The organism is Caldicoprobacter sp., from assembly GCF_047459465.1.
Lineage (GTDB): Bacteria > Bacillota > Clostridia > Caldicoprobacterales > Caldicoprobacteraceae > Caldicoprobacter.
The window spans coordinates 1-14,592 of record NZ_VSCO01000039.1 but is presented as its reverse complement, the minus strand read 5'-3'; the positions used below and the strand labels follow the sequence as shown (position 1 = coordinate 14,592).

Sequence of the window (14,592 nt, the reverse complement as noted above, 5' to 3'; positions counted from 1 at the left end):
TTTAAGAGCAGCAGCTTTATATCTTTCGTCACCAGTTACCAGATAAAGTTGTACCAAAAATCGAATTATACTGGGAGTATTAGCCTTGGAGTCCATACGCATAGACCCATCAGTATTATACGCACGATAAAAACCCCCATCCTCATTCTGAATATTAACAACCCAATCCCCTGCTTTTCTGCAAAATTCCAACCAAGAAGGCTTCTCTTTCCCTTTCTTTTCAGGATGATTAACGCGTTGAAAGGCTTTTACTTTGCCTCTGTAATCAAGGCCCAGATACACTCTTTCTCCCAGCATCTTGCCATTACATCCCGGATAGACATAATCAATAGAAAAGCCATCCACTTTTGTAGCAATTTCCTTTCGCACTGGAAAACCGTAATACATATAATTCAACGTCATACTTCGGGGCTTACTCATTCCAATGGAACCTATAGTAAATTTAGGATCTACATAATTCTCAGCTTGTAGAATATCCAGCGACCTCATAGATATATCAGCAGTCCAGCGAGAAAATGCTACCATTTATCCAGAAGAAATGTTCTGCATTGCAAATAAAGACAATGTAAAACGGGTTTCCATCTGCCAGAAATATTCACAATCCAAGTCCTTACCTATAATACGATCAGGTGCAAACTCGTTTTGTTTATACCATGCACCGGGGGCAAAACAATAATAGTCTCGTGGATTATCAGATTCTGCCATTACCAAAGAAATCTTTGTTGAAAAACCAAGATCGTCACTTACCTTAAATCCTCTATCCGTTGTCTCATATACATCAAAAAGGAATTCCGAACCAGAAGAAACAGCAAGAACACTTTCAGCTACAACTTTTTCATCCTCACACATGTGAACTTCATCATAGCTAGCATCATAAAATTCATTGATAGCCATCATTGTCTTTACAGTAACATACATAAGGCTTCTATTATAATAAAGAAGCTTATTGCCCTTCGTTTCTCGGGACTTAGGCCACCCCTGGTCGGTCGTACGGTTTCCCTATAAACCCCACCATGTATCAATATTCTTGTCCCTGGCGTATCAACTTGGGCTGCAACATTAATGGTGTTAAAAGGCCTCTCTGCAGAACCATCATTATCATCAGAAGCCAACGAATTGTTACAATCAACATGAAGCTCACGCTCAAATTTAGGCTCTACCTCCCAAAATTCGAACATCTCCCCATTAAGCAATACTGCAGACCAAGTCTTTTAAATTGTTCATAAATTCTCCTCCCTTTGTAAAATTACAATCCCTTATTCACAAGGCCCAACTTAACTTTACACATCAAGTTAGAAGTGAAATGGCTACTACTGAATGAGGTTGTATTGTTACATCGAGCAGTATCCCATCATCCGTTGTAACCCAATTAACAGGTTCTTTTACCAATTCTGATGCCTCCATCAACTTTTGAATCTGCTCTTCATTAAGATATATAGGTTTTCCCATCTCTTCCCAAACCCTCTTCGGATTTGCATGCATTTCATCAATTCGCTCAACTATTGCCGTACGAACCCCTTTTATTCCTTTAATGGTAAGATTAATTGATTCGGCTTGTATCGGAGACAACGGAACTTGATGATTGGATATCAAAATAACAATACCTTCTTCATTACGGGAAGCAATACAATCCACCGTAGGGCTTGCCTCCTCTATACCTATTTCCAATCTCTCCCCGTCCAATTTCGACAACAACTGAAATGCCCGATAAGAGGGTTTAGGAATTCCATGAATATTTAATAAACCAAAGCCGCCATGGAACGGCACTGAGCTTAAACCGCACTCTTCAAAAATATCAGAAAAAGTCCAGAAAGAATAGCATCCCAACGGCAAATCCATATTATCAATAATGGTTTTTACAATAAACGCTGCATTATAGGGAATATCATGGTAAGGATCCCGTGGGCTTGGAGAATTATTCCATTCTGTATAATATACTGTGAGTGGATAAGCTTCCTCTATTGCCTTTTTAGCCCTATCAGCTAATTCTCCACGCCTGGCACGAGCCATCCGCTCTTCCATATTAGCTCCCAAACCAAATGCCAAATCAGTCGGATAGTGATGCGTTGATATAAAATCAAGAGGTACTCCATTCTTGGTGCAAAATTCTTTAAATTCCGGTATCCACGCATCGATTGCTGTAGCAGGTCCTCCTACCTTCAACCCACTGTCCACCTTCTTTATTGCCAGTGCTGCGCTCTGGTAGAGCTTGAAATATTCCTCCTTTGTCCCTGTCCAAAACATCCTCAAATTGGGTTCATTCCATACTTCAAAAAACCACTTTCTCACTTCTTCAACCCCATATCGCCTTACCAAATGATCGGCCAGCGCCCCAATCAGATCCGCCCATTGGTCATATGACTTTGGCGGTGTAATATTCCCTTTATAATGAAATACCGTTTCGGTGCCGGAGGCCAAGGCACTTGGCATAAAGCTTAACTCGATAAACGGCTTCATACCAATATCCAACAAGAAATCAAATATTGAGTCTATGTTAAAAAAAGAGTACTCTAAAGAACCATCTTCATTTCTCAAACAAACGCTCATATCGTCATTCAGCAAACCATGAAAACGCACATATTCAAAACCCAGTTCCTCTCTGCATTTCTTTAACTGTTTTCTCCAATCCTCTCTCAATGCAGTTGCAGCATGACAACTTCCCACACACTTTATCCAATATTTATTTATCTTACCTCGCTTCTTATCGGAAAATACAGTGACTTTCATAACAGCACTCCTCCCTTAATTTATTTTTAGGCTTTGTAAATGGCAATTGACGACTAATAAAATCCAATGGCAATTCATTTTTAATACAATGCTCAATAAATGACCTCAACCAGTATTCGGTATTTACCTCACAAATCACAGGCCCTCCTGCTTGAATTCTTGAATCCACCTTTTTGATTGCTTTAGCAGAATACTCAATATAATTTAAAATATTCCTCCATACTACCGGCCCAAAACTCAATATTGGGTTCATTCAACACCTCAATGGGCCAAGTAATGACCTCTTCCGAGCTATACTGCTCTAAATAATTCAAAGTTTATCTACAGATAATTTTAAAACAATGGGCATACTCTACAGGCCTCTTTTTCGGCAATCCTGTTAAAAGCAAGCCCTCTTTTTTAAGTTCAAAATTGATCTTGCCATCATACCCCAACAGCTCCACCTTTTCTATGTCCAATACTCGAAGCAAAGGGCCGCTTTCCCCTGCCGAGAAACTTTTTATCAATGCCATACCATCCTCAGGCCATCCCAGTTGAAAAGCATATATGCAATTGCCCTTTTGCGTAAAGCGGTAATCCTGAGGCGTGTATTCAACATCCGGTTCATCAAACCTATGTTTGGGTTGTACGGTTGTGCTGCCTTCCTGCGCGATATACCACGGGCGTGTGCCATATATCCCTTCGCCGTTGATTTTAATCCATTCTGCCATCTTGTTCAATATGTTGATACATTCATCATCCAGAGTTCCGTCTGGACGTAGAGGGAAATTGAGCAACAGGTTGCCGTTCTTAGCCACGATATCGACCAGCATCTCAATTACCTGCTTGGCACTCTTATATTTCTGCCTTACATCGTAAAACCATCCACCCACACATGTATCGGTCTGCCACGGATATGGAAACTTGTCCTTCTGAACGCTTCGCTCAATATCCAGAACGCCTATGCTATAAACCAGAGGATTTCTATCCTTTTGAGTATACACAGCATAGTTCACGCCGCCATGTTCTTTGATGCTGGTATTATATAGATGAGCCACAATCCCTAACCCGTATCTATCAAATGGTAGAGGACCATCTGAATAAAGAAGGTCGGGCTTATATTTATCGATTAAATCTTTTATCCTGTCAAACCAGTGTCTGTGCCACCAGGAATTTTCGGTATACCACACAAACCCCGATTCCTGTTGCTTGATATATTCATCTTTGTTAGGATGATAGAAATCTACATATTCCGGATCATTTCCATCATAAGGTATTCCAGCATAAGGCCCGGATTTATCGCATCCCTTGTTGACTGCCCACCAGGAAAACGAAGCGCCAAGATGTTCGGTAACTCCAAATGGAAGCCCGCGCTTCCGCGCCGCTTCCTTAAACATTCCTACAATATCCTTCTTTGGCCCAACATTGACAGCATTCCACCTATTATACTTTGAATCCCAGTTGTCGAAGTTATCATGATGTACAGCCAGAGCACAGAAATATTTTGCTCCTGCCTTTACATATAAATCCATTAAATATTCTGGATCAAAATTTTCAGCCTTCCACTCCTTGACCACATCCTTCCATCCATGCTTGGAGGGATGCCCATATACCCTCCAGTGGTGGTAATACTGGTCAGTCCCTTCAATATACATATTCCTGGCATACCAATCTCCATACATCGGCACCGATTGTGGTCCCCAATGAGCCCAGATTCCAAGCTTTGCATCCCTAAACCAATCAGGACATTCATACTGCCTTAACGATTCCCACGTAGGCTCAAAAGGTCCCTTCTCAATAGTTTCCCATTTTTCCATAGATATACCCCCTCCCTATTGATTCATCCTTATGTTCTCCAAAGGTTAAATTATGGTTTCAAGTTGCAATCTCTCCATCCTCATCCCACAGGTCTCTCCAGTCCTTAGCTCCCGGCCATAAAAACACCTGTCCTTTAATCAAACGGCAATTTTTGTCTATTGCCTCTATCTCTTTCATCTCTTCCTCAGTAAGCGGATCCTCTACTACGCCTTTAATGTTGCTCAAATAGTGTTCGCGTTTAGTGGAAAAAGGAATGGGTATCTGTCCTCTCTGCACAGCCCACTTAAGGCACACAACAGCCGGATGTACGTTATGATTTTGAGCTATCTTTACTATGACAGGGTCTTCAAGAACAACGGTATCTTCGGGAGTCCTATCCCGCTCAGGGCGGTTGGGTGACCCTAGCGGACAAAAGCCTATCGGCGTAATCCCATTATCGATTAGAAACTTGAAAAGTTCGGGCTGCTGAAAATGTGGATGCAATTCCATCTCGTTGCATACCGGCTTTATCTCTGCATCCCTTAACAAGAGCTTAAGCTTGGGAATGGTCATATTGGATGTACCGATATGCCTTACCAGTCCTGCCTTGACTAACCGCTCCATTTGCCGCCAGGTCTTCATAAACTCTTCGTGAATGTACGGCCTTGCACTTGGATCACGGTAATTTACATCGCATCCCGGCGGATGAGTATTGGGGAAAGGCCAATGTACTAAATAGAGATCAAGATATTCAAGCTTTAAGTCCTTTAACGTCTTTGCACAAGCGATCAATACATCGCCTTCTCCATGCATATCATTCCAAAGTTTAGATACAATCCATAGCTCTTCACGCTTTATACCCGCCTGCATAACCTCTTGAAGCACTTCTCCAATAGCATGTTCATTTCCATATACAGCGGCACAGTCGATCAACCTGTATCCTACTGAAATTGCACCTCGTACAGCCTCTGCAACCTCTTCTGCCGAAACATGATCAGAACCGAATGTCCCAAACCCAATAGAAGGGATCTTTTCCCCGGTGCAAAGAGTCTTCTTTGGTACCTTATCAGGATCTACACCGTCTAAAGCAATGGTAAATTTCTCTTTGGACATAGCCAATTCCCTCCTGCAATTTGTAAATTTATTTATTCAATATCTTCCAATTACATTCTTACTGCTATATTACACCCCAAAAATCAATCTGTATGCACTCCAAAAACTTTGCCACCAATTCCGGAGACACCATCCCAGTCTCAAAGAATTGCGTATTGGCCATACCACACGCCATCCCCAGCTTTATAACCTCAATGGGTTGGGCTGCCCTGCTCAACGCAACAGCACAACCAGCCACAAATGCATCCCCCGACCCCACAGTGTTGACGACTTTGATAGGAGGACTAAAAAAATGATACACCTCTCCATTGGGAAGGGCTGCTACACACCCTTTATCCCCCAGAGAGAGCACGGGAAAAACCACGCCACTTCTTTTCAACAATTTCAAGGCAGATACATAATCCTCTTTTGTAGAAAAATCATGCCCCACAACCTGCCTGAATTCATGCTGATTAGGTTTTACCATAAAAGGCCCTTCCTTTATTCCCTCTTTTAAATACTCACCGCTTGTATCCAATATAAAGATTTTTCCTTTGCTCTTAGCGATGGCAATAAGGCTTCTGTAAAAATCCGCAGGTATTCCTTGTGGGAGACTTCCTGATGCCGTCACCACATCGCACTGGGTTACCATTTCTTCAAACCGCTTTAAAAAAGCCTTGTATTCATCTTCAGAAACTACCGGCCCAGGTTCTAGAATTTCAGTAGAGGTGTTATTCTTTTCATCCATGATATTTATACATATGCGGGTTTCACCCTTTATTGGTACAAAGTTATCTATAATGCCGATATTGTGAAGCTGATCATGAATGAACTGTCCAGCAGCACCTCCAATTAAGCCAGTAGCCATTACCTGCTGCCCCAAAATCCTGGCAACCCTTGCCACATTGAGACCTTTACCGCCTGCCGTTGCCGTCATGGCTTTGGGCCTAAAAATCCCGTGGACATGAAAATCATCTATGGCATATACCTTGTCAATGGCAGGGTTCATGGTAACGGTCAAAATCACCTGTATCCCTCCAGCTCATCTGCCAATCCATTGCAGCCACACAGCCTGATTTTTCTGCGTACAACTTCCTTAACGGCCTTCTTGGCCGCCCCCATATAATTCCTGGGATCGTTTTCTTCCGGGTCAAATTGGAATACAGCCTGAATAGCCTTTGCCATCGGTATCTTGAGCTCGGTAGCTATGTTGATCTTACAGATACCCCCTGCTATTGCCCTTTTTATGCTGTCATCATCCACTCCTGAAGCACCATGAAGTACCAGGGGCACGTCCACCAGCTTCCTGATGTCGCTCAACCGTTTAAAATCCAACTTTGGCTCCCACTTATATACTCCGTGAGCCGTGCCGATTGCTACAGCCAGAGTATCGACGCCGGTAGCATCCACGAAAGCTTTGGCTTCTTCAGGAACTGTAAAGGTAGCCTCTCGCTCTTCAACGGTTATACCGTCTTCTGCCCCACCTATACGCCCTAGTTCTCCCTCAACAGCAACTCCAACAGAATGGGCCAATTCAACTACCTTTTTCACCAATGCTACATTTTCCTCGTAAGGAAGTTCAGAGCCATCTATCATCACCGAAGTATAACCGTTTCTTATACACTGGACGATCGTTTTATAGGATGGGCAGTGGTCTACGTGGAGTGCAATAGGAATGTCGTACAGCTCCGCAGCCACCTTTACACAAGCGGATATGTACTCAATGCCTGCGTGCTTCAAAGTGCCCGGCGTGGTTTGGACTATGACCGGCGCCCTCTCCTCGGCAGCGGCTTCTACCACTGCTTGGATCGTTTCCAGGTTATGCACATTAAAGGCGGCAATGGCCACCCCCTTTTCCTGTGCCTTTTTGATAAACTTAAGCGGATTAACCAATGGCATATATCATCCCTCCAACAATATTTTCCCCTTAACCTTACCAGGGGTTTCCAAATCAGCAAAAGCGCAAGCGATGTCATTTAAAGGTATTATCCTGTCAATGAGCTTTTCCACCTTGAGCCAGCCCTTTTTAAAATAATAAGCCGCCAGATCCCATTCCCTGCCGGGGAAAGGCGCAGAATATGACATCCATGAGCCCTTCACCGTAAGCTCTTTACGGTTAATATGCTCAAACTCCCTTGGATACAGCGTGATGGGCTTTGATGGCGTACCGATGAACAACACGCTGCCTTTGTTAGCCGCAATTTCAAGAGATAGCTTTTCTGTAAACTCAACTCCAGCAGCTTCTACCACCATTTCAAAGCCACGTCCTCCAGTGAGATCAGCAATCGCTTCCTTAAAGCTCTCATCACCCGTATTTATGCATATATCAGCCCCGTATTCCTTTGCGATATTCAACCTTTCAGGGTCTATATCGAAAGCGAATATTCGCTTAGCCCCCAATATTTTTGCGCATTGAAGCGCTAAAAGGCCGATGGTGCCCATCCCCACAATGGCTACATCATAGCCTCCCTTAAAATCCATGACAAAAAGCCCGTGCAGAGCAACCGTAACAGGCTCAAAGAAGGCTCCCTCTATAAAGCCCACTTCGTCCGGAAGCTTTACCGCATTGATGGCCGGTATCTTCACATACTCGGCCCAGCTTCCAAAGGTGCGGGACCCAATAAACGAATAGTTCCTGCATTGAGAATAATGCCCTCTCGAGCAATCGATACACCTGTGACAGGGTAGCAAAGGTGCCCCCGCTATTTTATCCCCCACCTTTACATTCCTTACAGCGTTTCCTACTTTTACAACTTCTCCGGCAAACTCATGCCCCAGTATAATGGGATAAAAATGTGCGGCATTACCCAGTACCCTCGGTATATCCGAGCCACAGATCCCCGTATATTTAACGCGCACAAGAACTTCGTCTTCTTTTATATCGGGCAATTCCACTTCCTCATACCGTATATCCCTTGGCCCATATAAAACCGCTGCTTTCAATCATAAGACCTCCTCATCCCATTTTCATACATGACAATCTATTAGCATGTTGTAATGCCGTCAAGTTTAACAAAATATTCCTTTAACCTTTCATACAATTCAAGATAAAGTGTATAACACTTGCTGTATACTTCATACTTCTTCGGATCCGGTTCATGGATGCGCTGAACTTTCACGCTCTTTTTTACTGCCTCATCAAAATCCTTATATACCCCTACTCCGATACCAGCCAAAATAGCCGAACCCAATGCAGCCGCATAGTCGGAAGACGGAACCTTTATAATTTTGCCCGTAATATCAGACTTTATTTGAGTCCATACAAGGCTATTGGCAGCCCCTCCCACACTATTTAACTCGGTAGTACACACGCCCACTTCTTCAGCCGTTTTTAAATTATGCAATAAAGAGAAACCTACTCCTTCCATAATGGCCCTTACCATATGTGCCCTCGTCTTATCGTAGGATAGGCCACAGAATACCCCCCGCGCCTTTGTATCCCATATAGGCGAACGTTCTCCTGCCATGTAAGGAAGGAAGATGAGTCCACCACTACCCGGTGGAATTTTGCTGGCTTCTTGGCTCATCTGCTCAAATATATCGTTATTTTGTACACCATTGGCGACATCAAAAGATGGTCGAAATTGCTCAGCAAACCATCTAAGCGCTCCGCTTCCCCCTACCGTACCCCCCTGAAGCAACCACTGATTTGGAACCACATGATATCCCAAAATAAGTTTGGGATGTATTACAGGCCTATCTATTTGAATGCTCATCCCGCCTGACTGCCCACCCTGTTCCTGTGCCTGCCCTGGCTTAACCACACCCGCTCCTAGCGTACAGCATGCAGCATCCAATCCACCCGCTACTACAGGGATTCCGGGTATGAGCCCTGTCTCCTCTGCTGCTTTACGGGTAACAGTTCCTACTACCTGATGGGAATAAAAAAGCGGCGCCATCAATTCTAAAGATATGCCTAACTCCTCAGCAACCCTTTCATCCCAACAACCTTTGGATATGTTAAAGAAATGGAAGCCATATCCTTGGGAATAATCCTGTGAAAACTCGCCTGTTAACTTATATACGATAAATGCATTGCTTTGTAAAAACTTGTAGCTCTTGTTATAAACGTCGGGTCTGTTTTGCTTTAACCAAAGAATTTTGGGCACAATATAAGCAGCATCCACAGGGTTACCACTTAAAGCGACCAACCTTTCTTCGCCCAACTTCTCCTTCATCTGCTCGGCTTGCCGCGTAGCACGCCGGTCTAACCACAGCATGGCCCTGCACAACGGATTGCCCTCCTTATCTACCGGCAAACATGCCCAACTTGTCCCATCAACGCCAATACCTGCTATTTCACCAGCTATTACATCATTGTTGCTCAAAACGCTCCGTATACCCTTACAGACTGCAGCCCACCACTCGTTGGCATCCTGTTCAACATGATCCTTATCAGGATAAAAAGTACGATAATGCGATGTATGATGCGCAACGACGTTTCCTTCAAAATCAAAAACCGCTATCTTACATCCCGATGTTCCAAGATCAATTCCCAACAACAGCCTTCTTTCCATACGCGCTTTCTCCTTTTTATTTCACAAAGTTAAATGTTACAAATAGACTCTCCAAGCAACAGCTGCGTCTTCAATCTGTACACGGAGGGGAATTTGTCATAATTCCCCTTCATCCTTTTTAACAATATACTGGCTGCCGTTTCGCCTATTTGTTGGATAGGCTGGGTCACAATCGAGAGCGACGGCTTCACCACTTTAGCCAATTGAATATTATCAAATCCAATCAATGATAAATCATGGGGAATGCAAATATTCTTTTCGTTAACAGCCATCACAGCTCCCACCGTCATTTCATAGTTGGTCACAAACACTGCCGAGGGAGGAGGCACTTCTTCCAGTAACCTTAGCAATAAATTATACCCGCTCTCTACATCATAATTTCCAAATTTAATTAGCCTATCATCTATCTGCAGAGAATAATCTTCATGAACCCGTATGTACCCCTTCAAACGTTCTTGTGTAGTATATACATCCTTAGGCCCGCAAATTATCCCTATTCTCCTATGCCCTCTCATGATGAGCTGTTCAACTGCATTGTACGACGCGTTTAGATTATCCGTTAACACAACGTCGCATTCAATTCCCTTAATCATCCTATCGATAAGCACTACTGGAATATTTTTTTCAAAAGCTTTGTTTATATATTGTATATCTTCCTCATGAGGAACCATAATAATTCCGTCCACCATTTTATCCATTAGAAACTCAAACTTTATCTTTTCAAGCTTCACATCGTTTCTGTAATCACAAACGATGGTACTATAGCGATTTTTCAACAAGATGTTTTCCATATATGATATTATGCTGGTAAAAAATATATTCTCTAAGCTGGGTATTAAAACCCCTACTGTCATAGTACGATTGGTTTTAAGGCCTCGAGCCAATTCATTGACCTTAAAATCCAATGCCTTTATAGCTTCCTCAATCCGTTGACGATTTTTTTCTCGAACCCTACCCCCATTAATATACTTTGATACTGTGGATATGGATACCCCTGCATATTTAGCTACATCTTTAATCGTCGCAGCCATTTAACATCCCTTCTTACAAAATTCGAAACGTTTCATTTTTACTATATGTTACCACTTTCTCTCTTATTAGTCAACTAAGCTTACAAATTTTTAAAGCTTTATATTTTCTCCAAGAATGGATTTAGCAAACCCCCTGTACGTTTCATCAAATACTATATATTCAACCTTTGTAAAATCTATTTGGCCGGTATGTTGCACACTCTTGGGATATACAGGTATCTTCGAACCAGTTACACAGAATACCGGAATCCTTGATAAGGGAGCAATTACATTCTTCATTTTAACCGGTCCTTTTATTACTTCACCCGTCCAAAAGTCAGTCCAATACCCCTCCGGCAAGTAAATATCCCTTTTCCCCTCTGGATTAATCACAGGCGCTATCAGCAAATTATCGCCACAGTAAAATTCATCATCAATATACCAACAGTACGGATCATCAGGGTGATGGAACAACAACGCCCTCAAAAACGGATAACCCGTTTTTGTGACCTTTTCTCCTTGTTCTACAAAGTATGGAATCAAGGCATAGCGTAGCTTCCACCACTCCCTTACTATATCCATAACCTTGGGATACTCATAAGGCTCTCTGGGAGAGGCTCCATGATACCTAATATGGGAAGTAAACACCCCCACCTGTGTCCAGCGCACATACAGATCATCATCCGGCCAGTTGTTCATAAAGTCTGGCAACCCGTGAAAGCCAGGAACATCATGGCTCCAAAAACCGAATCCCGATACTCCCAGATGCAAGCCACCCCTTATAGTGCCAGCCAATCCATCCCATGTGCTAGCGCTATCGCCTCCCCAATGAACAGGATATCTCTGGCAGCCCGTCCAGCCAGCTCGCGCCCAGATAATGGCATTGCCCTTTCCTTTAACCTTCTCCGTTATTTCAAAGGCTGCTTTTTGGTATAGCAAAGCGTATAGGTTGTGCAGCTCGTCTGGCTTCATACCATAATATTCTACATCCATATCTATTTCTTCACCGAAATCCGTTTTGACAACTTCCGCCCCCAGGTCAAACAAATTCTTAAGCAATCCTTGATACCACTCTACCGCCTCAGGATTGGTAAAATCAATCCTTCCCCCATACTCAACGCTGCTGAAATTTGAATCGCCGCCTGATGATGCCTTACGTTTAGCAGGCAGATAACCATTTTCTATAGCTGTTTTATAATGTTTGGTATCACGCCCGATATTGGGCATTTGCCATAGCGAGATCCTGATCCCCATCTTTCTCATTTCATCCATATACCCCTTAGGATCAGGGAAAGTCTTCTCATTGAACTCCCACTCGCACTGCCAATCCTTTCTGAACCATCCCGTATCCAGATGGATAACATCGCACGGGAAACCTCCCTCTCTTAACTTCTTTACCACTTGCATCGTCTCATCGGCCGAAAAATAGGACATCCTGCTCATCCATATCCCATAAGACCATACAGGTACCTTTCGCGGGAATCCAGTAACCCTTCTATAGTTGTAAACAATTCTTTCAGGATACTGCCCGCCAATGAAGAATAAATCCATTTTATCATCTTCTATGACGCCTTGAACAGCCCTTGTTGATATATCGGCCAAAGAAAGCCTGATATGATGGGAGGTCATCATCAACAATCCGTAGCCTTTACTCGATATGTAAAAAGGGATATTCTTATACGCTCTTCGGCTGTTTACGCCTAGCGCATCTTCATTCTCCAAGATTATAGTCCTGCCAGCCAGGTTCATGGGCGCAAACCGTTCCCCAGTACCTGCAAACTTTTCATCATAGGCCGCATGAAGAGAAAAAAGGCTTTTGACGGCTTTACCATTGCGTTCTACGTATCCTAAACTTACAGAATCTATATGGCCGGGCGTAAAAGTGTCATTGGCCATAAATGGAACCGCTGTTTTGCCATCAGGATATACAACGGCGTCAAAAAAATACTGCGGTGCAGGCTGAAGGTCGCTCCATTTCTTTATAGGCTTTTTGCTGGTATTTATCTTCATCCTTAAAACATTGTTATTATCAACTATATCCCAGCCATACTCAGTTTTCTCTGCCCTTAAAGGTTGTTGCTCTAAAGAAGGATCCCATTCAAACATGACATTAGCGCTATCATCGGGGAACTCTTCTCCGAATGAAATCGAACAACGTATAATGTCATCGCCGTAAGCCTTAATTGCCATGTGATATACCTTTTTTTCTTTGCTTATATCCGGCATAAGCCTAGGCCTCTGCTGGGCTTGAAAAGGTATTTTTACCACAACTGTACCATTTTCTTCTAATACATCAACAGCCATTTCCCCTATCCACAGTATATCATTAGTTGCTTCAGGAAGTTCAAAATCCAACATATCATATATAAAGCGATTACTTTGTTTCACATAACTCCCTCCAATAAAAGTGAAGTAACTACTATCGAATGAGGTTATATGACTATATCAATTATCACCTCACGCATTTAATAGGCTCCCCTATCAACTCTAATGCCTCCATCAACTTTTGGACCTGTTCTTAATTGAGGTAAATAGGCTTCCCCAGCCCTTCCCAAGCTCTCTTTGGATTTGCATGTGTTTCGTCAATCCGCTAAACAAATGCCACGCGGATTCCATTTATTTCCTTATTAGTGAAATTAATTCCGCACCTGGAACGGCTACGTAACGCACTGTAGAACTTTCACTTCTAGAATCATTCTCATCGAAAACCAAGGTTTCATCAAGCAAATAAAATACATCACCGATTTGAACGATGATATCACCGTTGTTTTTGGGCAGAGCCCGTATCGCTTCTTCTGCCTTGGCAAGCGTTTTGTAGGGTTTTGCTTGAGTTCCATCGCCGGTAATATCGTCACCCGTGTTTGCATCAACATAAATAATTGTACTAACACTTCTGCTCGGATCATCCTCAGCCATGACAACTGTCGATCTAACAAGAATCATATTGAATACTGTTAGCAACACCACAAGCCATGCGCAAGCTTTCTTTCTTAATTTCTTAATTTCATAACAAGACCCCTCTCCTATACCTCCTTATAGTTTAGACTATTGTAAAAACCTAATAACATTTCTCTATTACCGAGTCTCCGCATGTAAAAAACAGGCAATTAAATTACATTTATTACCAAAAGGATTATTGGATTTTATGTCGAATATATATCCCCTGTATAAGGATGCAGGGGTGATTGTGAATGGATATAAACGATGTTAAGAGCATTATAGCATACAATGCCTCCAGTATACCAGTATTGTTTGAGATGTGCCGTATTGCAAAGATAGCAGAAACTGTCAACGATATGGTGGAGTGGAAATCTGATAATTCTAAGGTTTCACCAGGATTTCTAATAGAAGTATTGGTAGTAACCATAATGCATAGGAGACAGCCTTTATGGAAGATTGAAGAATACTGGAGAAAATGTCAATAGCGGATTTAAATTGACCCATTTTTAACAGATAAAATTTGACCCACC

Annotated in this window: 14 protein-coding genes and 1 pseudogene; 1 reads left to right on the top strand and 14 read right to left on the bottom strand. The window is 42.7% G+C overall.

What is annotated here, in order from left to right:
* The 14 genes and pseudogenes from FWJ59_RS04260 to FWJ59_RS04195 all read right to left on the bottom strand — a co-directional run.
* A pseudogene (locus tag FWJ59_RS04260) lies at positions 1-489 on the bottom strand (hypothetical protein); the annotation flags it as partial.
* A 36-nt stretch (positions 490-525) separates the two neighbouring features.
* Complete coding sequence (locus FWJ59_RS04255) at positions 526-918, bottom strand: hypothetical protein (protein WP_414480745.1); 393 nt, start codon at positions 916-918, stop codon at positions 526-528.
* Positions 919-1,287: 369 nt separating this feature from the next.
* Complete coding sequence (locus FWJ59_RS04250) at positions 1,288-2,727, bottom strand: GH39 family glycosyl hydrolase (RefSeq protein WP_414480744.1); 1,440 nt, start codon at positions 2,725-2,727, stop codon at positions 1,288-1,290.
* Positions 2,702-2,971, bottom strand: coding sequence for a GH39 family glycosyl hydrolase (locus FWJ59_RS04245; RefSeq protein ID WP_414480746.1), 270 nt, complete (start codon positions 2,969-2,971; stop codon positions 2,702-2,704). The genes FWJ59_RS04250 and FWJ59_RS04245 overlap by 26 nt, the downstream gene beginning before the upstream one ends.
* Positions 2,922-3,041 (bottom strand): GH39 family glycosyl hydrolase, encoded by a 120-nt coding sequence (locus FWJ59_RS04240; protein WP_414480743.1) that lies wholly within the window; start codon positions 3,039-3,041, stop codon positions 2,922-2,924. The genes FWJ59_RS04245 and FWJ59_RS04240 overlap by 50 nt, the downstream gene beginning before the upstream one ends.
* Positions 3,042-3,044: 3 nt before the next feature.
* The gene (locus FWJ59_RS04235; RefSeq protein ID WP_414480742.1) at positions 3,045-4,523 is read right to left on the bottom strand and encodes an alpha-L-fucosidase; all 1,479 of its coding nucleotides are present in this window, start codon (positions 4,521-4,523) and stop codon (positions 3,045-3,047) included.
* A gap of 58 nt (positions 4,524-4,581) precedes the next feature.
* Positions 4,582-5,616, bottom strand: a complete 1,035-nt coding sequence (locus FWJ59_RS04230; protein WP_414480741.1) for an aldo/keto reductase — start codon at positions 5,614-5,616, stop codon at positions 4,582-4,584.
* A gap of 64 nt (positions 5,617-5,680) precedes the next feature.
* Positions 5,681-6,622 carry a 1-phosphofructokinase family hexose kinase gene (locus tag FWJ59_RS04225; protein WP_414480740.1) on the bottom strand — a complete coding sequence of 314 codons (942 nt, stop codon included), beginning with the start codon at positions 6,620-6,622 and terminating at the stop codon, positions 5,681-5,683.
* The gene (locus FWJ59_RS04220) at positions 6,619-7,494 is read right to left on the bottom strand and encodes a class II fructose-bisphosphate aldolase (protein WP_414480739.1); all 876 of its coding nucleotides are present in this window, start codon (positions 7,492-7,494) and stop codon (positions 6,619-6,621) included. Before FWJ59_RS04220 ends, FWJ59_RS04225 begins: the two co-directional genes overlap by 4 nt.
* 3 nt (positions 7,495-7,497) lie before the next feature.
* Positions 7,498-8,538 carry a galactitol-1-phosphate 5-dehydrogenase gene (locus tag FWJ59_RS04215; RefSeq protein WP_414480738.1) on the bottom strand — a complete coding sequence of 347 codons (1,041 nt, stop codon included), beginning with the start codon at positions 8,536-8,538 and terminating at the stop codon, positions 7,498-7,500.
* A gap of 41 nt (positions 8,539-8,579) precedes the next feature.
* Entirely contained in the window at positions 8,580-10,112 is a 1,533-nt protein-coding gene (locus tag FWJ59_RS04210) for a xylulokinase (RefSeq protein WP_414480737.1), read from the bottom strand.
* 29 nt (positions 10,113-10,141) lie between these two features.
* Positions 10,142-11,143: a LacI family DNA-binding transcriptional regulator gene (locus tag FWJ59_RS04205; protein WP_414480736.1), complete on the bottom strand. Its 1,002-nt coding sequence runs from the start codon at positions 11,141-11,143 to the stop codon at positions 10,142-10,144.
* Positions 11,144-11,233: 90 nt separating this feature from the next.
* On the bottom strand, positions 11,234-13,510 hold the full coding sequence (locus tag FWJ59_RS04200; RefSeq protein ID WP_414480735.1) for an alpha-xylosidase: 2,277 nt from the start codon (positions 13,508-13,510) through the stop codon (positions 11,234-11,236).
* A gap of 228 nt (positions 13,511-13,738) precedes the next feature.
* The gene (locus tag FWJ59_RS04195; RefSeq protein ID WP_414480734.1) at positions 13,739-14,038 is read right to left on the bottom strand and encodes a hypothetical protein; all 300 of its coding nucleotides are present in this window, start codon (positions 14,036-14,038) and stop codon (positions 13,739-13,741) included.
* A gap of 275 nt (positions 14,039-14,313) precedes the next feature.
* Between FWJ59_RS04195 and FWJ59_RS04190 the strand changes: the two genes are divergently transcribed.
* Positions 14,314-14,547: a hypothetical protein gene (locus FWJ59_RS04190; protein WP_414480733.1), complete on the top strand. Its 234-nt coding sequence runs from the start codon at positions 14,314-14,316 to the stop codon at positions 14,545-14,547.
* Positions 14,548-14,592: the final 45 nt, after the last annotated feature.